Source organism: Tahibacter harae (assembly GCF_024437735.1).
In the GTDB taxonomy this organism is placed as follows: domain Bacteria; phylum Pseudomonadota; class Gammaproteobacteria; order Xanthomonadales; family Rhodanobacteraceae; genus Tahibacter; species Tahibacter harae.
Window position 1 is genome coordinate 144,495 of record NZ_JANFQO010000015.1, and the last position, 18,813, is coordinate 163,307.

An 18,813-nucleotide genomic window follows, 5' to 3' on the forward strand; every position below is an offset into this window, starting at 1 on the left:
GCGCCAGGGCATTGATTTCCCAAAGCTTCCTGCCGCGACCACAGCCAAAACGAAGGGCCAATGTCCAAAGACGATGTCATCGAGATGGAAGGCACGGTGCTTGAAACCCTGCCCAACACCATGTTCCGCGTGAAGCTGGAAAACGGCCACGTGGTCACCGCCCATATTTCGGGCCGCATGCGCAAGAACTACATCCGCATCCTGACCGGCGACAAGGTCAAGTGCGAGATGACGCCCTACGACCTTACCAAGGGTCGCATCACCTACCGCATGAAGTAAGCCGCGCCTCGCCGCGCGATCCGGCCGAGCCCTGCCCGGCCGGCAGCGGCATCGCCCGCAGCGGGCGGAACGCGGCTTCGCACCGGCCGGCACGCGCCGGCGTTGCGAAATGTCTGCGACGCCCTGGCACAGGCGACAGAAAAAAGCCCGGACCAGCCGGGCTTTTTTCATTGGTGCTTTGGTACGGCGGTTTACTCGACCGTCGCCTCCAGCTTCTCGTCCGCCGCCTCGACGCGCACATCGAGCTTGCCGTCGACCACCGACAGCAACACCCGGCCGCCGCTGACCAGCTTGCCGAACAGCAGTTCGTCGGCCAGCGCGCGCTTGACGTTGTCCTGGATCACCCGCGCCATCGGGCGGGCGCCCATCTGCGGATCGAAGCCATGCTCGGCCAGCCAGCGGCGGGCATCCATGTCCACATGCAGCGAGACGAACTTCTCGTGCAGCTGGGTTTCCAGTTCGATCAGGAACTTGTCCACCACGCGCAGGATGTGATCCAGGTCCAGCGCACCGAACTGCACGATCGCATCCAGGCGGTTGCGGAATTCCGGCGAGAACTGGCGGCGTATCGCCTCCATCGCGTCGGTGGCGTGGTTCTGCGAGACGAAGCCGATGGTACGGCGCGCCGCCTGGGTGGCGCCGGCGTTCGTCGTCATCACCACGATCACGTTCTTGAAGTTGGCTTCACGGCCGTTGGTATCGGTCAGCGCGCCGCGGTCCATGACCTGCAGCAGGATGTTGAACACGTCCGGATGCGCCTTCTCGATCTCGTCCAGCAGCAGCACGCAATGCGGATGCTTGACGATCTGCTCGGTCAGCAGGCCGCCCTGGTCGAAGCCGACATAGCCCGGGGGCGCACCGATCAGGCGCGACACCGAATGCGCTTCCATGTACTCGGACATGTCGAAGCGGATCAGCTCTATGCCCAGTTGCAGCGCGAGCTGGCGCGTGACCTCGGTCTTGCCCACGCCGGTGGGGCCGGCGAGCAGGAAGCAGCCGATGGGCTTGGCCGGGTTGCCCAGGCCGGAGCGCGCCATCTTGATCGCGCCGGCCAGCGAATCGATGGCCTGATCCTGGCCGAACACGACCATCTTGAGGTTGCGGTCCAGCTTCTTGAGCACGTCGCGGTCGGAGGCGGACACCTGCTTGGGCGGGATCCGCGCCATGCGCGCGACGATGAACTCGATCTCGGGCACGTCGACGACGTTCTTGCGCTCTTCCTCGGGCACCAGGCGCTGGCGCGCGCCGGCTTCGTCGATCACGTCGATGGCCTTGTCCGGCAGCAGACGGTCGGCGATGTGCTTGACCGACAGATCCACCGCCGCCTTCAGCGCGTCGTTGGTGTATTCGACGTTGTGGTGTTCCTCGAAGCGCGAACGCAGGCCCTTGAGGATCTCAAAGGAATCGGCCACCGAAGGCTCGACCACGTCGATCTTCTGGAAGCGGCGGGCCAGCGCGCGGTCCTTCTCGAAGATCGCGCGGTATTCCTGGAACGTGGTCGAACCGATGCAGCGGATCTCGCCCGAGGCCAGCATGGGCTTGATCAGGTTGGACGCATCCATGGTGCCGCCCGAGGCCGAGCCGGCGCCGATGATGGTATGGATCTCGTCGATGAACAGGATGGCCTGAGGTTCTTTCTTGAGCTGGCCGATCACCGCCTTGAGGCGCTTCTCGAAATCGCCGCGGTACTTGGTGCCGGCGACCAGGGCACCCAGGTCCAGCGCGTAGATGGTCGATTCCTTGAGCACGGCCGGCACGTCGTTCTCGACGATGCGCTTGGCCAGGCCCTCGGCCAGCGCCGTCTTGCCCACGCCGGCCTCGCCGACGTACAACGGATTGTTCTTGCGCCGGCGGCACAGCACCTGGATGGTGCGCTCCACTTCCTCGGTGCGGCCGATCAGCGGGTCGATCTTGCCCTGGCGCGCCAGTTCATTGAGGTTGGTGGCGAACTCGATCAGCGGATTGCCCTTGGGCTCGCCGCCTTCCTCGGCCTCGCGCTCGCCGCCGCCGCCGGGCTGCTGCTGCGGTTCGTGGCCGATCTTGGCGATGCCGTGGGAAATGTAGTTGACCACGTCCAGGCGGGTGATTTCCTGCTGATTGAGGAAATACACGGCGTGGGAGTCCTTTTCGCCGAAGATGGCGACCAGGACGTTGGCCCCGGTGACCTCTTTGCGGCCCGAGGACTGCACATGGTAGACGGCCCGCTGCAGCACGCGCTGGAAGCCCAGGGTGGGCTGGGTGTCGCGTTCGTCGCCGGGCGGCAGCACCGGCACGGTCTCGGCGATGATCGCCTTGAGTTCCTTGCCGAGCTTGGCTATGTCCGCACCGCAGGCGCGCAGCACGGCCGCGGCGGACGGGTTTTCCAACAAGGCCAGCAGCAGATGCTCCACGGTCATGAATTCGTGGCGCTGCTCGCGCGCATCCTTGTAGCACTGGCCAATGGTGAGTTCGAGGTCTTTGCTAAACATGCCTTACCCCTGTATCAGGATGCGCCGGAGATGGGGACCACTCAGGCTTTTTCCATGGTGCACAGCAACGGATGGTGGTTGGAACGGGCGAATTCGTTGACCTGGGTGACTTTGGTTTCTGCCACTTCCCGCGTATACAGACCGCAGACGCCGCGCCCGCGCAAATGCACATTCAGCATCACCTCGTGGGCGCGTTCATAGGCGAAGCCGAAAAAGGCCTGCAGGATATGGACCACGAAGTCCATGGGCGTGTAGTCGTCGTTCAGCAACAGGACCTGGTACATCGGCGGGCGCGCGATCTCCGGCCGGGCTTCCTCGACCGCCAGGCCGTGATCGTGTTGCGGGTTGTGTTCGGTATTGCCAGCCATTGTTCAACCGCGTCCCTATGCCTGATTCCAGTATAGCGCCGCTAATGGTGGCCGTAGGGCGCTTTGCAAGGGCCCGGCGGCAGCGCGGCGCTCGTGTAACATTGCCCGGATGAATGCTCCTGTCGCCGTAGCGGAAGCCGACGAGGACGCCGTCTGGCGCCCCCGCGTGACCGTCGCCACCATCGTGCCCCGGGACGGCCGCTTCCTGCTTGTGGAAGAGGACATCCGCGGCCGCCTGCTGCTCAACCAGCCCGCCGGCCACCTGGAACCCGGCGAATCCCTGGCCGATGCGGCCCGGCGCGAGACCCGCGAGGAAACCGGCTGGGATGTGAGCCTGGACTGCCTGGTCGGTGTGCATCAATGGGAAAACCCCCAGCTGGGCCGGCATTTCGTACGCTTCACCTTCGCCGCCCAACCCTTGCGCCACCATCCGCAGCAGCCGCTGGACAGCGGCATCGTCGCGGCCGTCTGGCTCAGCCGCGCCGAGATCGAGGCCGCCGCGCCGCGCCTGCGCAGCCCGCTGATCCTGGCCAGCATCGACGCCTGGCTCGGCGGCCAGCGCCTGCCGCTGGGCGCGCTGCAGTGGCTGGCACAATGAAAGGCCGCGTGTGAGCCAGCCCCTGATCATGGTCGGCGTGTCCGGCGGCGTGGATTCCTCGGTCGCCGCCCTGCTGCTGAAGCGCCAGGGCCGCAACGTGGCCGGCCTGTTCATGAAGAACTGGGAAGATGACGGCCGCCTCGGCGAATGCGATGCCGACCGCGACCGTCTGGACGCGCTGCGGGTCTGCGCCGCGCTCGATCTGCCGTTCCACGCGCGCAATTTCTCCGGTGAATACTGGGACCAGGTTTTCACTCACTTCCTGGCCGAATACCGTGCAGGACGCACGCCCAATCCCGACGTTCTGTGCAATCGCGAAATCAAGTTCCGCACCTTCCTCGACCATGCGCGGGAGCTGGGCGCGGACAAGATCGCCACCGGCCACTATGCCCGGGTCGACTGTCTTGACGGCCGCTACCGCCTGTTGCGCGGCCGCGACGAGAACAAGGACCAGAGTTACTTTTTGTATACGCTGGGCCAGCAGCAGCTGGCGGCGACGGAATTCCCGGTCGGCGAGCTGCCCAAGCCGCAGGTGCGCGAACTGGCGCGCGAAGCCGGCCTGGCCACCCACGACAAGAAGGACTCCACCGGTATCTGCTTCATCGGCGAGCGCGACTTCCGCGAGTTCCTATCGCAGTACATTCCGGCCCAGGCCGGCGAAATACGCACGCCCCAGGGCGCGGTGCTGGGCACGCACCAGGGCACCATGTATTACACCCTGGGCCAGCGCCAGGGCCTGGGCATAGGCGGCCGCCGCGACGCCGACGGCCAGCCCTGGTACGTGGTCGGCAAGGATGTGGAGCAGCGTCATCTCTACGTGGCCCAGGGCAACAGCAACCACTGGCTGGACTCGCGCAGCCTGCGCGCCAGCGATGCGAGCTGGACCGCCGGCGCGCCGCCCGCCGACGGCCTGCGCTGCAGCGCCAAGACCCGCTACCGCCAGCCCGACCAGGCCTGCCGCCTGGAATTCCGCGGCGACGGCCTCATGGTGTATTTCGACGCGCCGCAGCGCGCCGTGACGCCGGGCCAATCCATCGTGTTCTACACCGGCGAGGAATGCCTGGGCGGCGCGGTCATCGCAGCCACCGACGCACCCTACGGCGGACTCGCCCAAGGATGACAGCATGAACGAAGCACAGGTCCTGGCCCTGGCCGGCGTATTCCAGTCCGCCGCCCTGGTGCGCAGCGCCGCCACCAGCGGCAGCCAGGACGCTGCCGCGCTGGAGGCCAGCATCGCCAGCATCCTGCGCATCGACGTCGACAGCGCCGCCGACGCCTTCGGCGGCGTGGCCGGCGTGCGCCTGGGCCTGGAAACCCTGGTGCAACAGATGGACGCCAACCCGGGCGAACTCGCCGCCAGCCAGATCGCCGTCTCCGTGCTGCGGGTCGAGCGCAAGCTGGCGCGCAACGGCGGCATGTTGCAGACCTTGCGCGACGGCATAGACGCCATCCAGCGCCAGGTCGAACACCTGGGCCTGACCCATTCCAGCGTGCTGGCGCGGCTGTCGGAGCTGTACGCCACCACCCTGTCCAACCTGCGTCCGCGCGTGGTCGTGCAGGGCAACCCGCTGTACCTGCAGCAGCCCGCCCAGGTCGAGCGCATCCGCTCCACCCTGCTCGCCGGCGTGCGTGCGGCGGTGCTGTGGCGCCAGCTCGGCGGCAGCCAGTGGCACCTGCTGTTCAAGCGCAAGCAGCTGCTGATGCTGGCGCGCGGGCTGCTGAGCCGGGCCAAGCTCGACGGCGCCTGAGCCCCGCCGCGCTCGCCGGCATATACCGTTACGGCATGGGCCGACCAAAGTCGACGCGAAAGCCTGCAGTCAAACACTCGTTTCAGGCATAATGTGGCGCTTTTTTTCTGGGTAGCCCCCGCGCAGGCGCTCGCGCCCCGGCCATTCCCCGCGGCTGCCCAGGCCCTCGGTTCCAGCCGCTGCACGCCAGGAGAACGGAATGAAAGACTCTTTCTCGACCCGCACCTCACTCGAGGTCAACGGTCAGCGTTACACCATCGCCAGCCTCGCCGCCCTAGGCCAGCGCTTCGACCTCAAGCGCCTGCCGTTCTCGATGAAGATTCTGCTTGAGAACCTGCTGCGCCAGGAAGATGGCGTCAACGTCACCGCGAAAGAGATCGAAGCCGTCGCCAACTGGGACGCCAAGAAAGAACCGGATACCGAAATCTCCTTCATGCCGGCCCGCGTGGTGCTGCAGGACTTCACCGGCGTGCCCTGCGTGGTCGACCTCGCCGCCATGCGCGACGCGGTGGTCAAGCTCGGCGGCGACGCCAGCCAGATCAACCCGCAGATCCCGTCCGAACTGGTCATCGACCACTCCGTCCAGGTCGACGTGTTCGGCAAGCCCGAGGCGCTGGACCTCAACGGCAAGATCGAATTCGGCCGCAACATCGAGCGCTATTCCTTCCTGCGCTGGGGCCAGAACGCCTTCGACAACTTCAAGGTGGTGCCGCCGAACACCGGCATCGTGCACCAGGTCAACCTGGAGAACCTGGCCCGCGTGGTCATGACCCGCAGCAGCGGCGGCGAGACCTGGGCCTTCCCGGACACCGTGTTCGGCACCGACTCGCACACCACCATGATCAACGGCATCGGCGTGCTGGGCTGGGGCGTCGGCGGCATCGAAGCCGAAGCCGCCATGCTCGGCCAGCCGTCCTCGATGCTGATTCCGCAGGTGGTCGGCTTCAAGCTCAGCGGCAAGCTGCCGGAAGGCGCCACCGCCACCGACCTGGTCCTCACCGTCACCCAGATGCTGCGCAAGCACGGCGTGGTGGGCAAGTTCGTCGAATTCTTCGGCGACGGCCTGGATCACCTCGCCCTCGCCGACCGCGCCACCATCGCCAACATGGCGCCGGAATACGGCGCCACCTGCGGCATCTTCCCCATCGACAGCGAAGCGCTGAACTACCTGCGCCTGTCCGGCCGCGACGAAGCCCTGATCAGCCTGGTCGAGGCCTATGCCAAGACCCAGGGCCTGTGGCGCGAAGCCGGCCAGGCCGACGCGGAATACAGCTCCGTGCTGAGCCTGGACCTGGCCGACGTCAAACCTTCGCTGGCCGGCCCCAAGCGCCCGCAGGACCGCGTGCTGCTGGAAAACGTGGAAGCCAACTACCGCGAGGCCCTGGCGCCGATGGTCGAAGCGCGCGCGACCAGGACCAAGTCGGCCACCCCGGGTACGGCCCAGGTGGTCAAGGACGGCAAGGAATACGCGCTGAAGGACGGCGCGGTCGTGATCGCCGCCATCACCTCCTGCACCAACACCTCCAACCCGGCCGTGATGCTTGGCGCCGGCCTGCTCGCGCGCAACGCCGTGGCCAAGGGCCTGAAGGTCGCGCCCTGGGTCAAGACCTCGCTGGGACCGGGCTCGCTGGTGGTCACCGACTACCTCAAGAAGGCCGGCGTGCTGAAGGATCTGGAGCAGCTGGGCTTCTACGTGGTCGGCTACGGCTGCACCACCTGCATCGGCAACTCCGGCCCGCTGCCGGAAGAAGTCTCGGCCGGCATCGCCGAGGGCGACCTGGTCGTCACCTCGGTACTCTCGGGCAACCGCAACTTTGAAGGCCGCGTCCATCCCGAAGTGAAGATGAACTACCTGGCCTCGCCGCCGCTGGTCGTGGCCTACGCCATCGCAGGCACCGTGGACACCGACCTGTCCAAGGATCCGATCGGCCATGACGAATCCGGCAAGGCCGTGTTCCTGCGCGACATCTGGCCGAGCAACAAGGAAATCGGCGACGTCATCGCCGCCACCGTCGGCCCGGAAATGTTCAAGAAGAACTACGCCGACGTGTTCAAGGGCGACAGCCGCTGGAACCAGATCGCCTCGGCCGAGGGCGAGATCTACTCCTGGGACGGCAGCTCCACCTACATCAAGAACCCGCCCTACTTCGACGGCATGACCATGGCCGTGGGCAAGATCCAGGACATCCACGGCGCCCGCGTGCTGGGCCTGTTCGGCGATTCCATCACCACCGACCACATCTCGCCCGCCGGCGACATCAAGGCCACCTCGCCTGCCGGCGTGTTCCTGCAGAGCCGCGGCGTGGCCAAGATCGACTTCAACTCCTACGGCTCGCGCCGCGGCAACGACGACGTGATGGTGCGCGGCACCTTCGCCAATATCCGCATCAAGAACCTGATGCTGGGCGGCGAAGAAGGCGGCAATACCTATCACTATCCGGACGGCGCCAAGCTGTCGATCTACGACGCCGCCATGCGCTACAAGGCCGAGGGCGTGCCCCTGGTCGTGATCGCCGGCAAGGAATACGGCACCGGCTCCTCGCGCGACTGGGCGGCCAAGGGCACCATGCTGCTGGGCGTCAAGGCGGTCATCGCCGAGAGCTTCGAGCGCATCCACCGTTCCAACCTGGTCGGCATGGGCGTGCTGCCGCTGCAGTTCAAGGACGGCGAGAACGCGCAGACCATCGGCCTCAAGGGCGATGAGGTGTTCGAGATCGCCGGCCTCAACGACGGCGAGGCACGCGAGATCGAAGTCGTGGCCAAGGGCCCGACCGACACCAAGCGCTTCAGCGTGAAGGTGCTGCTGCTGACGCCGAAGGAAGTGGAGTACTTCCGTCACGGCGGCATCCTGCCCTACGTGCTGCGCCAGCTGGCGTCGGCGCCGAAGGCGGCCTGAGAAACCGGACCAGGGCGCCGCCGCTGAGCGGCGGCGCCTTTTTCTTTTCCGGCAGTTATTGCAGTACCGGCAAGTTTCCTGCACGGGCGCTGCCCCCGGCAGACCCTGCCGACGCCTGCGTATGCGGTTTCAGCGGACGCGCCTGTCGTCCGCGATCCAGTTGACCTCCCAGTTCCTGCCGCCGTCGTCGGAAAACGCCTGCTCGAAATGCACCGAGTCGCGCGTGATCGCCGAGATGACGAAGCGGACCAGAATGGTGCGGCCGCCGAATTCCTCCTGGCTGTAGAACTCGCCGCGCGCATCCTTGAAGCCGCCCACACTGGGATGCGCCAGCACGCCGCTGCGGATATTGGCGAAGTTGAGGCTCCACTGCCGCGAAACCGGGTTGTAGAGCCGCAGGCTCAGGCCCTCCAGCGTGCCGGCGGCGCCCTTGACCGACAGCTCGACCAGGTTCGCCCGTCCGTCCAGCACCTTGCTCACGGTCGTGGTGCCCTCGTAGGCCAGCCACTCCTGCGAGCCCGACAGCGGCTGCGCCAGGCGTTTCAGGCGGGTATTCCAGACGCCGACCTCGAAATCGAAATCCCGCTGGCCGTCGCGCGGCGGCGGCGCTGCCGGCGGCGCCTGCGCGGCGCACGCCGGCGACGCGGACAGCAGGGCCAGCAGTGCGGCGGCGGCGCGGATCCACGAAGGCTTTTGCATGGCGATCTCCCGTGTGCGCATGATGCGGACGAGAATGAAAGAGCGGAAAGCCCATGCGCAAGAACGCACCTGCAGGTAAGCATCCCCGCGCGGCGCGGCCCAACCCGCTGGCGGATTGCCCGCTGACGGCCGCCTTCGCCGCCATCGGCGGCAAATGGAAGCTGACCCTGATCTACTGGCTGGCCCACGGCGAACTGCATTTCGCCGGCCTGCGCCGCCGCGCGGCGCCGATCTCGCCCAAGGTGCTGGCCGAACAACTGCGCGAACTGGAAGCCGACGGCCTCGTCGAGCGTGTGCCTACAGGAGCATCGCCGGCACCGGTGATGTACCAGCTCAGCCGCTACGGCGCGGCGCTGTTGCCGCTGGTGGAAATGGTACGTGTCTGGGGCGAGGAACATTTGCGGCGCAAGCGGACCGGTGCCGCCGCCGGCACGCCGCTGGCCTGTGCCGGGTCCATCCTGCCTGCAGGATGACTCGCCGGGCGCGGAATGCGGATGAATTTCGCCGCGGTCACCGGCGCTCTATCTGCCGCGTCTGGGCGCGGCGCGGTTTTCACCTTTCCACATGCGCTCGTCGTACAGGAATTCGTCGGCGCTGACGATCTGCAGCTTCTCGTACAGCGGCGAGGCGGCGCGCAGCAGCACATTGCGCTCGCTCGAAGACAGCACGCTGGGCACGCTCAGCCCGAGGCTCTTTGCAGTGCGCGCCCATTCGTCGCCGAAAGCCCGGGCGGCGCTGGGATCGTCGCTGCGCCAGTCGGGCGCGCCGGCGGCAAGGGATTCCATTTCCTCGACGACCGCGCCGGGCGGGAGTTCTATCTTCAGCTTGATATGGGGAATGCTGCGCAATTCCAGCGCGAGGTGGACGAATTTCTCCAGCAGCGCCAGGGATTCGGTAGAGGCCGTGTAGAGGATGGCGGTGCCGGCGGAATGCCAGCGGCCGGGCCAGGACTTGGCGCCTTCGACGGACAGCGGCGCGTCGGCGAACTCGCGCCGGATGACGCGCCAGACAATCACGGCACCAGGCCGTGGTAGATCTGTTCGAGCAGCAGGATCACAGCCTCGGTACCGGCGGCGTTGTCGATCAGGTCCAGCGGGATGCGGCCGTCCAGGCCGGGCTGCGGCCGGGCCATCCACGATTTCACATTGGCGTCGTCGGCCAGCACGCGCTGGGCCACGCCGAGCAGGCCGATGATGCGGTAGAGCGCGTCGGCCTCCGCACCGGTGAGGTCGGCCTTTTCCTTGAAGCGGCGCTCCAGCGTGGACGGGCTGATGCGGATAAGCCGGGCCAGACGCTCGCGGGTGACGCCCAGGGTGCTGGCGGCGGCGTCGGCCACCGACAGGGCCAGGCCCTTGCGCAGCAGCGCGTCGAACTGCAGCGCGGTCGCCGGCACGCGAAAGCGCGCGCTGCCGCGGTTGGCTTGCAGGAAACGGGAGACGTCCTCGGCCACGGCGTTCACGGCATTGCTCCAAATGACGGCTCAAGGCCCATCATATGGGGAATATACGCGCGGTTTCCAGGCCGGCAAAGCCCGCGCCGGGCTCAGTGCCGGGTCCAGTTCGCGCTGATGCAGCGCCATTCGCCGCCGACTTTCTTCCAGCCGGTGTCGAAGTCGTAGACCGCGCCGCGCTCGGGAATCCAGCCGCCGCTGCCACCGGTCAGGGTGGCGCTGACCTTGGCCACGGCGCGCTCGCCGGTCAGGGTGACCTCGATGGGCCCCAGTACCACGCCGACGGCCTGGTTGCCGAGAAACTGGGCGCGCAGCAGGTTGTGCACGCCGGCCTTGTCCAGGCTGCCCTCGCTGCCGGTGAAGTCCTCGGCGACGAAGGCCATGAATTCGCGCGGCTGGCGCTGCTCCACCGCATGCTCCATCGCCGCGATGGCTTCGCGGATCTGGGTTTCATCGGGCGTGCGGCTGCAGCCGGCGGCGAACAGCATCAGGGCGAGGACGGCGAAAACCCGGCGCATAGGCGATTCCGGCACAAGACAGGGGACCGCGATTGGCGCACAGGCCGCGCCTCGCTGCAATGCCGCTTGCCGCATTTTCCGGGGCTGTGCTCCAATCAGGCCGAATCCGCCGCGCAACAGCGGCCATGTCGCCAATCCGCACTTCGAGGCCTTCCCGACGATGAGCACACAACGCCCCTGGCTCGCGAACTATCCCGCCGGAGTCCCCGCCGAGATCGATCTTCACGAGTACGCCTCGGTCGTTGCGGTGCTGGAGTCCGCCTGCGACCGCTTCCGCCAGCGGCCGGCCTTCTGCAATATGGGCAAGACGCTCAGCTACGACGACGTGGATCGCCTGAGCCGCCAGTTCGCCGCGTTCCTGACCGGAGACCTGGGCCTCAAGCGCGGCGACCGCGTCGCGCTGATGATGCCCAACGTGCTGCAGTACCCGATCGCGATTTTCGGCGTGCTGCGCGCCGGCCTGACCGTGGTCAACACCAATCCGATGTACACGCCGCGCGAACTCAAGCACCAGCTCAACGACTCCGGCGCGGCAGCCCTGGTGGTGCTGGACAATTTCGCCGCCACGGCTTCCGAAGTGCTGGGCGAGACGTCGTGCAGGCACGTGATCACCACCGGCCTGGGCGACATGCTGGGCTTCCCCAAGTCGCTGATCACCAACCTGGTGGTCAAGCACGTCAAGAAGCTGGTGCCGGCGTTCAATATCCCGGGCGCGATCCGCTTCAACGACGCGCTGGCGCGCGGCGCGCGGCAGAACTTCGTGCGCGCGGAGCTGGGCCACGGCGACATCGCCTTCCTGCAGTACACCGGCGGCACCACCGGCGTGGCCAAGGGCGCCATGCTCACCCACGGCAACCTGGTCGCGAACATGCAGCAGGCCTCGTCGTGGATAGGCGTGAACGCGAAGATGGGCGAGGAAATCATCATCACCGCCCTGCCGCTGTACCACATCTTCGCGCTGACCGCGAACGGCCTGGTGTTCATGAAGTTCGGCGGCCTGAACTATCTGATCACCAACCCGCGCGACATGCCCGCCTTCGTCAAGGAGATCAACCAGGTCCCCTTCACCGCGATCACCGGCGTCAACACCCTGTTCAACGGCCTGCTCAACACGCCGGGCTTCGACCAGATCAATTTTTCCACGTTGCACCTGGCCCTGGGCGGCGGCATGGCGGTACAGCGTCCGGTGGCCGAACGCTGGAAGAAGGTCACCGGCGTGACCCTGGTCGAGGCCTACGGCCTGACCGAGACTTCACCCGCGGCCTGCATGAACCCGCTGGACCTGCCCGAATACAACGGCTCCATCGGCATGCCCATTTCCTCCACCGAGGTGTCCATCCAGGACGACAACCGCAACCAGCTGCCGGTCGGCGACATCGGCGAGCTGTGCGTGCGCGGGCCGCAGGTGATGAAGGGCTACTGGAACCGGCCGGAGGAAACCGCCCAGGTGCTGGGCGACGACGGCTGGCTGCATACCGGCGACGTCGCGCGCATGGACGAAAAGGGCTATGTGTACATCGTCGACCGCAAGAAGGACATGATCCTGGTGTCGGGCTTCAACGTCTATCCGAACGAGGTCGAGGACGTGGTCGCGGCGCATCCGGGCGTGCTGGAAGTCGCCGCGATCGGCGTGCCGGACGAGAAATCCGGCGAGGCGGTGAAGATCTTCGTGGTGCGCAAGGATCCCAATTTGACCGCCGAGGACCTGCGCGCCCACTGCAAGGCCAACCTCACCGGATACAAGCAGCCGCGCTTCGTCGAGTTCCGCGATTCGCTGCCCAAGAGCAACGTCGGCAAGATCATCCGCCGCGAGCTGCGCGACGCGCCCAAGGGAGCGGTCAAGGCCTGAATCTTCGCGCTGCAGCGCAACAAAAAAGCCCGCTGCGAAGCGGGCTTTTTTGTTGCGGGAAGCAGTGACACCGCGCGGACGCGGCGCTTAGTTGTTGTGGTAGGACTCGATCGAATCGGCATAGCCGCCGAGCAGGTTCCACAGCGGCTCTTCCTTGCTCTCGGGAATGCGCGCATAGGCGAAGCCCACGCTGTCGGCGGTGACACGGGCGACAGTGGCCTCCAGATGAATGTTGAGTTCGTCGCCGATCATCATGTCCAGCACGAACATGTCGCCGGCCTTGCCGGTGAATTCCTCGGGACGGCGCACCAGCACGCCGGTGGCGGAAATGTCTTCCAGCTCGCTGGACCACGCATCGGCGCCATGCATCATCAGCACGGCCGAGCGGATTTTCATGCGGGCCGGGCGCATGCCCACGCGCGCGTTGCGATTGTTCATGTGAAGCATCCTGCAACCCCCCGTGGGTCTAGGCTCTTTTAGCGAAGCATGCCGCCAAAATCAATTCATGGCGAATCACAAATCGTGCCAGGGAGCGGGACGGAATTTGCGCAGCACGGCGAAAAACGCGGCGCCGAGGCCGATTCCGGTGATTTTCCGCCGGAGGCACGGGGCAAAACGCCGATAGTCAGGAATTCTCCGACCCGCCGCGGCGCGATTTCAGCACCACCCCGCGCACCAGACTGCCCTGGCCGAAACGCTGGTTGATGCGGTCGGCCAGGCGGTCCTGGCCGGGCGAAGGCGCGAACAGGCCGCTCTGCGCTTCGGCCGCGAACTGGCTGATGCCTATGCCCAGCAGGCGCAGGCGGGGATCCTTTTCCGCCGCCCACCAGCGCTGCAGCAAGGTGCGGCCGGCATCGAGCAGTTCCCTGGTGGCATCGGTGGGTTCGCCCAGGCTGAGCTGGCGGGTATGTGTCTCGAACGGCGGCTTGCGCACCTTCAGCGTGATGGTGCGGCCCTTGAGCTGCTGCGCACGCACGCGCTCGCCGACGCGCTCGGCCAGGCGCGCCAACCATGACAAGGCCTGGTCCAGGGTGGTCAGGTCCGTGACAAAAGTGGTCTCCGCGCTGATCGACTTTTCTCCGGCGTCGGGCTGTACCGGGCGGTCGTCCTCGCCGCGGGCCAGCCGCTGCCAGTGCGCGGCCTGGTTGCCGCAGGCCTGCTGCAGCCGGCGCGGCTCGGCAAAGCGCAGCTCGCCCACGGTGCGTATGCCCAGGCGGTGCAGATTGGACTCGGCCACCTTGCCCACGGTCCACAGCCGGCCCACCGGCAGCGGGTCGAGTACGGCGTGGACCTGTTCGGGGCGTATGCGCAGGAAGCCGTCGGGCTTGGACAATTCGCTGGCAAGCTTGGCCAGCAGCTTGTTGTGGGCCATGCCGACCGAGGCGTTGAGCCCGGTGCGGCGCACGATTTCCTGTTTGAGACGGCGGCCTATGGCCTCGATCCCGCCGCCGAACAGGCGCAGGCTGCGGCTGACGTCGAGGAAGGCCTCGTCCAGCGACAGGCCCTCGATCTCCGGCGTGACCTCGCCGAACACCGCGAACACCTCGGCCGAGACCTCGCGGTAGCGCGCCATGCGCACCGGCACGAACAGGGCTTGCGGACACAGCCGCTGGGCGGTCAGGGTCGGCATGGCCGAGCGCACGCCGTAGCGGCGCGCCTCGTAGCTGGCGGTGGAAACCACGCTGCGCGGGCCCAGCTCGCCCACCACCAGCGGCAGGCCGCGCCATTGCGGATGGTCCAGCACCTCCACCGCCGCGTAAAACGCGTCCATGTCGACGTGGATGATGGCGCGCGGGCTTCCCATGCGCGCAAGTGTGCCGCGCTTGACGAATTTCGTCTGCGTGCGCAGGCTCCCCGCATGAGCCAGCGCCTCGCCATCCACCCGGACAATCCCCAGCCGCGCCTGATCAGCCAGGCCGTGGCCGTGCTGGACCGCGGCGGCCTCATCGCCTACCCCACCGATTCGGGCTACGCCCTGGGCTGGCGCCTGAACGCCCTGCCGGCGCAGGAACGGGCGGTACGCCTGCGAAAGCTGGACAGCAGGCACAACTTCACTTTAATCTGTCGCCACTTGAGTGAGGTCGGCGCGTACGCCCGCATGCACGATGCGGCGTTCCGGACAGTCCGATCCCTGACTCCCGGCCCCTACACCTTCCTTCTCCCTGCGGCTGCCGATGTACCCCGGCATCTCAAGCAGGCCAAGAAACGTTCCGTAGGCGTCCGCATTCCGGACCATCGCGTGGCATTGGCGCTGGTCGAAGCATTGGGCGAGCCGCTTAGCAGCTCCAGCCTGATACTCCCGGACGCGGACATGGCTGGCTGGGAAGTCGACGACCTGTACGACCATGTTGGCTCCGCCGTCGACCTGTTTGTCGACAGCGGCTTCTGTGGCAACGAACCGACGACCGTGATCGACCTGCTGGACGACACGCCGCGGCTAGTGCGCCAGGGCAAGGGCGAAGTGCCATTCGCCTGAGATGCAACCGGCCTCCCAGGCCCGCATGCCGCGGTGAGCGCGGCGAACAGCGTAGAGACCAGCACCCGCTAGATGAGCACCGAGCCTGCCGAGCAACTCGCGCCCAGCGAGGGCCAAGGCATTTTCACGTCCGTACCGCAGCAGCAGGAAATGCCGCTGGCGATCGTGAAAGGCCAGCCCGTGCTGCAGATGCCGCAGGATCTGTACATCCCGCCGGATGCGCTGGAAGTCATCCTGGAGGCGTTTGAAGGCCCGCTGGACCTGCTGCTCTACCTGATCCGCCGGCAGAACCTCGACATCCTCGACATTCCCGTCGCCGAGATCACGCGCCAGTACGTCGACTACATCGAGCTGATGCAGAACCTGAAGCTCGAACTGGCCGCCGAATACCTGGTGATGGCGGCGATCCTGGCCGAGATCAAATCCCGCCTGCTGCTGCCGCGCCCGCCGGACGAGGAAGGCATAGAGGAAGACCCGCGCGCCGAGCTGGTGCGCCGGCTGCAGGAATACGAACGCTTCAAGAAGGCCGCGGCCGATATCGAAGCCATGCCGCGGCTGGAACGCGACATCTCCACCGCCTCGGCCTTCGTGCCGGACCGCGCCGTGGTGCGCCTGCCGCCGCCGGTGGAACTGAAGGAACTGCTGCTGGCGCTGAAAGACGTGCTGCGCCGCGCCGACCTGACCGGCCACCACGCCATCCAGCGCGAGGCCCTGTCCGTGCGCCACCGCATGAGCGACGTGCTCGGCCGCCTGGGCGACGGCCAGTTCCACCGTTTTGAAAGTCTTTTCAATGTGGAAGAAGGCCGCCGCGGCATCGTGGTGACCTTCCTGGCCATGCTGGAGCTGGCCAAGGAAATCCTCATCGAGATCGTGCAGAACGAGGTACCCGGCCCGATCTACCTCAAGGCCCTGATCGTCGACGGCGAAATGCCCGTGCTGGCCGCCGACGACAGCGACGCCGCCCTGGAAGAAACCGAGTGATGGATCCGCTACTGCTCAAACGCATACTCGAAGCGGTGCTGATGGCCGCGGCGCAGCCGCTGTCGCTGAGCCAGCTGGCCGGCCTGTTCACCGAAGAGGAAGCGGTGGACAACGACCAGATCGGCGCCGCCCTGGCCGCCCTGGCCGAGGACTGCGCCGAACGCGGCATAGAACTCAAGGAAGTCGCCTCCGGCTTCCGCTACCAGATCCGCGAGGACGTGCACGCCTGGGTCACGCGCCTGTGGACCGAACGCCAGACCAAGTATTCGCGCGCGCTGCTGGAAACCCTGGCCCTGATCGCCTACCGCCAGCCCATCACCCGCGCCGAGATCGAGCAGATCCGCGGCGTGGCCGTGTCCTCGTCCATCATCAAGACCCTGGAAGAGCGCGAATGGGTGCGCGTGGTCGGCTACCGCGACGTGCCAGGCCGGCCGGCGCTGTTCGGCACCTCGCGCAATTTCCTCGATTATTTCAACCTGAAATCGCTGGATGAGCTGCCGCCGCTGGCGGAGATCCGCGACCTGGACGAGTACGACCCGCAGATGGACCTGGCGCCGGTGATCCCGCCATCGCTGGAACTGCCGCCGGAAGACCAGGAAGCCATGGCGGCCGAAGCCGCGGCGGAAACGGCAGCAGCCGGCGGCGAACCCGGCGCGGAAACGGCGGTGACGGACGAAGCAAGCGCAGACCAGGCCGCGGCGGAAGCCGGCGCGGAGCCGGCCTCTGCGACGGACGACGACCACACCGCGGCCGCTGGCGAAGACCGCGATGGCGATGCTGCGCAGCCTGCGGGCAGCGCTGAAGCCGGACCGCTCGAAGCCGGAGCTGGCGCAGCCGAAGCGCCGGCCATGGACGACGCGGCCGAAGCTGCGGCGCCGCACGAAGCCGGGATTTCCGCCGAGGCCGCCGGTGAGGATGAAGCCAACGCCGAAGCCGACGCTTCCGCCATGGCCGGAACCGCCGAAGAAACCATAGAAAGCGCGCACTCCGGCGAAGCCGAGACCGAAGCGCCCGAAGCTTCCCGCGAATCCGGCGACTCCGGATCGGGACAGCCGGCCGCCGGCCCCCGCGGCAGCCGCAAGCCCTCCCCCGCGCCTTCCGCGCCCGATCCCGACGGCGACTTCGCCGCCGGCGATTTCGAGGACGCGCCGGAAGCCGACACCGACTGGTCCGCTGCGGGCGAATCCGCGCTGGACAGCGACGACACCCCTGATTTCGCCGACAGCGATTTTTCCCCGGACGACGACGTCGTCGATCCGCCAGAAACCACGACGTCCGACGACGTCCCGGAGCACAACGCATGACCGCTGCACCCCGCCGTACCCTCACCCTCAAGCGCTCGCAGAGCGACGAAACCACGCCGGCCGTGGAAGAACGCCTGCACAAGGTGCTGGCCAACGCCGGCCTGGGCTCGCGCCGCCTGCTCGAACAGCGCATCCAGAATGGCGAGATCACGGTCAACGGCGCGCCGGCGACGATCGGGCTCAGCGTCAAGAGCGGCGACCGGGTCGAACTCGACGGCAAGCTGTTCGTGGTGATCCGCGACGATGCCGAACAGGCGCAGGTACTGGTCTACCACAAGCCTGAAGGCGTGGTGACCACGCGCGAGGATCCCGAAGGCCGTCCTACCGTGTTCGAGCAGCTGCCGCGCCTGAAAGGACAGCGCTGGATCGCCGTGGGCCGCCTGGACATCAACACCACCGGCCTGCTGCTGCTGACCACCGACGGCAACCTGGCCAATGCGCTGATGCATCCGTCCAGCGAGATCGAACGCGAATACATCTGCCGCGTCCACGGCGAAGTGCCCGATGAAGTGCTGGAGCGCCTCAAGGCCGGCATAGAACTCGACGACGGCCCGGCCCATTTCGACGATATCGGCGTGATCAGCCGCAGCGGCAGCCATTCCTGGTTCCGCGTGGTGATCAAGGAAGGCCGCAACCGCGAAGTGCGCCGCCTGTGGGATGCGGCCGGCTTCCTGGTCAGCCGCCTCAAGCGCGTGCGCTACGGCACGGTGGAACTGCCGCGGCCGCTCAAGCGCGGCCACTCGCAGGAGCTGGATGCCGAGGACACCAAGGCGCTGCGCGAACTCTGCGGCGCCACCAGCAGCGAACCCACGCTGACCCTGCAGCCGGTGATCCACCAGCGCCGCGCCGGCCAGTCGGCCGTGACCGAATACCGCCCGGCGCCCAAGAGCAGCCAGCAGGCCTGGACCGGCGCCGACCGCGCCGAGGCGCGCGAGCTGACCCGTTTCGACCGCATCCGCGACGACGGCCCCGGCCGCCGTCCGGGCCGCGGCGGCCCCGGCGGTCCCAAGCGCTTCGGCGGCGGCGCGGCGCGCCCGGCCGGCCAGGGCCGCGGCGGCCGCGTGGTCGACGGCAATACCGACAAGCCGCAGCGCCGTCCCGCACGCCGCGGCGCCGCGCCCGGCCAGGAAGTGGTGATGCCGCGTACCTGGTCGGCCGGCGATGAATTCAACCGCGGCG

At 67.2% G+C, this 18,813-nt stretch carries 19 protein-coding genes; 11 read left to right on the forward strand and 8 right to left on the reverse strand.

Annotation, left to right across the window (positions count from 1 at the left end):
* The first annotated feature begins 60 nt into the window (after positions 1 to 60).
* Positions 61 to 279, forward strand: a complete 219-nt coding sequence (gene infA / locus NM961_RS16325; RefSeq protein ID WP_133820089.1) for a translation initiation factor IF-1 — start codon at positions 61 to 63, stop codon at positions 277 to 279.
* A gap of 191 nt (positions 280 to 470) precedes the next feature.
* Here infA and clpA read toward each other — a convergent pair whose 3' ends face one another.
* Together clpA and clpS are read right to left on the reverse strand one after the other, a co-directional pair.
* Entirely contained in the window at positions 471 to 2,747 is a 2,277-nt protein-coding gene (gene clpA, locus NM961_RS16330) for an ATP-dependent Clp protease ATP-binding subunit ClpA (protein WP_255915476.1), read from the reverse strand.
* A gap of 41 nt (positions 2,748 to 2,788) precedes the next feature.
* A complete protein-coding gene (clpS, locus tag NM961_RS16335) occupies positions 2,789 to 3,115 on the reverse strand; it encodes an ATP-dependent Clp protease adapter ClpS (protein WP_255915477.1) in 327 nt (108 codons plus the stop codon).
* A 109-nt stretch (positions 3,116 to 3,224) separates the two neighbouring features.
* Between clpS and NM961_RS16340 the strand changes: the two genes are divergently transcribed.
* From NM961_RS16340 to acnA, 4 genes are all read left to right on the forward strand, one after another.
* A complete protein-coding gene (locus NM961_RS16340) occupies positions 3,225 to 3,713 on the forward strand; it encodes an NUDIX hydrolase (RefSeq protein WP_255915478.1) in 489 nt (162 codons plus the stop codon).
* Between the two features lie 28 nt (positions 3,714 to 3,741).
* On the forward strand, positions 3,742 to 4,833 hold the full coding sequence (gene mnmA, locus NM961_RS16345) for a tRNA 2-thiouridine(34) synthase MnmA (RefSeq protein WP_255915494.1): 1,092 nt from the start codon (positions 3,742 to 3,744) through the stop codon (positions 4,831 to 4,833).
* A 4-nt stretch (positions 4,834 to 4,837) separates the two neighbouring features.
* On the forward strand, positions 4,838 to 5,461 hold the full coding sequence (gene hflD, locus NM961_RS16350; protein ID WP_255915479.1) for a high frequency lysogenization protein HflD: 624 nt from the start codon (positions 4,838 to 4,840) through the stop codon (positions 5,459 to 5,461).
* A gap of 199 nt (positions 5,462 to 5,660) precedes the next feature.
* Entirely contained in the window at positions 5,661 to 8,357 is a 2,697-nt protein-coding gene (gene acnA, locus NM961_RS16355; protein ID WP_255915480.1) for an aconitate hydratase AcnA, read from the forward strand.
* A 129-nt stretch (positions 8,358 to 8,486) separates the two neighbouring features.
* Here acnA and NM961_RS16360 read toward each other — a convergent pair whose 3' ends face one another.
* Positions 8,487 to 9,056 (reverse strand): hypothetical protein, encoded by a 570-nt coding sequence (locus tag NM961_RS16360; protein ID WP_255915481.1) that lies wholly within the window; start codon positions 9,054 to 9,056, stop codon positions 8,487 to 8,489.
* 53 nt (positions 9,057 to 9,109) lie between these two features.
* On the opposite strand from NM961_RS16360, the gene NM961_RS16365 reads away from it, so the two are divergent.
* Entirely contained in the window at positions 9,110 to 9,529 is a 420-nt protein-coding gene (locus tag NM961_RS16365) for a winged helix-turn-helix transcriptional regulator (protein WP_255915482.1), read from the forward strand.
* Positions 9,530 to 9,577: 48 nt separating this feature from the next.
* Here NM961_RS16365 and NM961_RS16370 read toward each other — a convergent pair whose 3' ends face one another.
* The 3 genes from NM961_RS16370 to NM961_RS16380 all read right to left on the reverse strand — a co-directional run bounded on the left by NM961_RS16370 (position 9,578) and on the right by NM961_RS16380 (position 11,024).
* A complete protein-coding gene (locus NM961_RS16370; protein ID WP_255915483.1) occupies positions 9,578 to 10,072 on the reverse strand; it encodes an RES family NAD+ phosphorylase in 495 nt (164 codons plus the stop codon).
* Positions 10,069 to 10,515: an Xre family toxin-antitoxin system antitoxin gene (locus NM961_RS16375; protein ID WP_255915484.1), complete on the reverse strand. Its 447-nt coding sequence runs from the start codon at positions 10,513 to 10,515 to the stop codon at positions 10,069 to 10,071. The genes NM961_RS16370 and NM961_RS16375 overlap by 4 nt, the downstream gene beginning before the upstream one ends.
* A gap of 83 nt (positions 10,516 to 10,598) precedes the next feature.
* Positions 10,599 to 11,024: a nuclear transport factor 2 family protein gene (locus NM961_RS16380; RefSeq protein ID WP_255915485.1), complete on the reverse strand. Its 426-nt coding sequence runs from the start codon at positions 11,022 to 11,024 to the stop codon at positions 10,599 to 10,601.
* 160 nt (positions 11,025 to 11,184) lie between these two features.
* Here NM961_RS16380 and NM961_RS16385 point away from each other — a divergent pair, with 160 nt between their 5' ends.
* A complete protein-coding gene (locus tag NM961_RS16385) occupies positions 11,185 to 12,873 on the forward strand; it encodes a long-chain-fatty-acid--CoA ligase (RefSeq protein WP_255915486.1) in 1,689 nt (562 codons plus the stop codon).
* Positions 12,874 to 12,960: 87 nt separating this feature from the next.
* Here the strand turns inward: NM961_RS16385 and NM961_RS16390 are convergent, their stop codons facing one another.
* Both NM961_RS16390 and dinB read right to left on the reverse strand, forming a co-directional pair.
* Positions 12,961 to 13,311, reverse strand: coding sequence for a PilZ domain-containing protein (locus tag NM961_RS16390; RefSeq protein ID WP_255915487.1), 351 nt, complete (start codon positions 13,309 to 13,311; stop codon positions 12,961 to 12,963).
* 187 nt (positions 13,312 to 13,498) lie between these two features.
* The gene (dinB, locus tag NM961_RS16395) at positions 13,499 to 14,677 is read right to left on the reverse strand and encodes a DNA polymerase IV (RefSeq protein ID WP_255915488.1); all 1,179 of its coding nucleotides are present in this window, start codon (positions 14,675 to 14,677) and stop codon (positions 13,499 to 13,501) included.
* Positions 14,678 to 14,731: 54 nt separating this feature from the next.
* Here dinB and NM961_RS16400 point away from each other — a divergent pair, with 54 nt between their 5' ends.
* From NM961_RS16400 to rluB, 4 genes are all read left to right on the forward strand, one after another.
* On the forward strand, positions 14,732 to 15,349 hold the full coding sequence (locus NM961_RS16400; protein ID WP_255915489.1) for an L-threonylcarbamoyladenylate synthase: 618 nt from the start codon (positions 14,732 to 14,734) through the stop codon (positions 15,347 to 15,349).
* A gap of 72 nt (positions 15,350 to 15,421) precedes the next feature.
* Entirely contained in the window at positions 15,422 to 16,330 is a 909-nt protein-coding gene (locus tag NM961_RS16405) for a segregation and condensation protein A (RefSeq protein WP_255915490.1), read from the forward strand.
* Positions 16,330 to 17,634, forward strand: a complete 1,305-nt coding sequence (gene scpB, locus NM961_RS16410) for an SMC-Scp complex subunit ScpB (RefSeq protein WP_255915491.1) — start codon at positions 16,330 to 16,332, stop codon at positions 17,632 to 17,634. The genes NM961_RS16405 and scpB overlap by 1 nt, the downstream gene beginning before the upstream one ends.
* Positions 17,631 to 18,813, forward strand: a 1,183-nt coding sequence (gene rluB, locus NM961_RS16415; RefSeq protein WP_255915492.1) for a 23S rRNA pseudouridine(2605) synthase RluB, incomplete at its 3' end; no start/stop codon positions are given. The genes scpB and rluB, both read left to right, overlap by 4 nt.

What these genes read in the sequence shown, in the direction of transcription:
- NM961_RS16385 (WP_255915486.1), top strand. Translation starts at nt 11,185, where the DNA reads ATGAGCACACAACGCCCCTGGCTCGCGAACTATCCCGCCGGAGTCCCC.
- NM961_RS16340 (WP_255915478.1), top strand. Translation starts at nt 3,225, where the DNA reads ATGAATGCTCCTGTCGCCGTAGCGGAAGCCGACGAGGACGCCGTCTGG.
- NM961_RS16390 (WP_255915487.1), bottom strand. Translation starts at nt 13,311, where the DNA reads ATGAACAATCGCAACGCGCGCGTGGGCATGCGCCCGGCCCGCATGAAA.
- mnmA (WP_255915494.1), top strand. Translation starts at nt 3,742, where the DNA reads ATGGTCGGCGTGTCCGGCGGCGTGGATTCCTCGGTCGCCGCCCTGCTG.
- NM961_RS16405 (WP_255915490.1), top strand. Translation starts at nt 15,422, where the DNA reads ATGAGCACCGAGCCTGCCGAGCAACTCGCGCCCAGCGAGGGCCAAGGC.
- clpS (WP_255915477.1), bottom strand. Translation starts at nt 3,115, where the DNA reads ATGGCTGGCAATACCGAACACAACCCGCAACACGATCACGGCCTGGCG.
- clpA (WP_255915476.1), bottom strand. Translation starts at nt 2,747, where the DNA reads ATGTTTAGCAAAGACCTCGAACTCACCATTGGCCAGTGCTACAAGGAT.
- NM961_RS16400 (WP_255915489.1), top strand. Translation starts at nt 14,732, where the DNA reads ATGAGCCAGCGCCTCGCCATCCACCCGGACAATCCCCAGCCGCGCCTG.
- NM961_RS16365 (WP_255915482.1), top strand. Translation starts at nt 9,110, where the DNA reads ATGCGCAAGAACGCACCTGCAGGTAAGCATCCCCGCGCGGCGCGGCCC.
- NM961_RS16380 (WP_255915485.1), bottom strand. Translation starts at nt 11,024, where the DNA reads ATGCGCCGGGTTTTCGCCGTCCTCGCCCTGATGCTGTTCGCCGCCGGC.
- NM961_RS16360 (WP_255915481.1), bottom strand. Translation starts at nt 9,056, where the DNA reads ATGCAAAAGCCTTCGTGGATCCGCGCCGCCGCCGCACTGCTGGCCCTG.
- hflD (WP_255915479.1), top strand. Translation starts at nt 4,838, where the DNA reads ATGAACGAAGCACAGGTCCTGGCCCTGGCCGGCGTATTCCAGTCCGCC.
- infA (WP_133820089.1), top strand. Translation starts at nt 61, where the DNA reads ATGTCCAAAGACGATGTCATCGAGATGGAAGGCACGGTGCTTGAAACC.
- scpB (WP_255915491.1), top strand. Translation starts at nt 16,330, where the DNA reads ATGGATCCGCTACTGCTCAAACGCATACTCGAAGCGGTGCTGATGGCC.
- dinB (WP_255915488.1), bottom strand. Translation starts at nt 14,677, where the DNA reads ATGGGAAGCCCGCGCGCCATCATCCACGTCGACATGGACGCGTTTTAC.
- acnA (WP_255915480.1), top strand. Translation starts at nt 5,661, where the DNA reads ATGAAAGACTCTTTCTCGACCCGCACCTCACTCGAGGTCAACGGTCAG.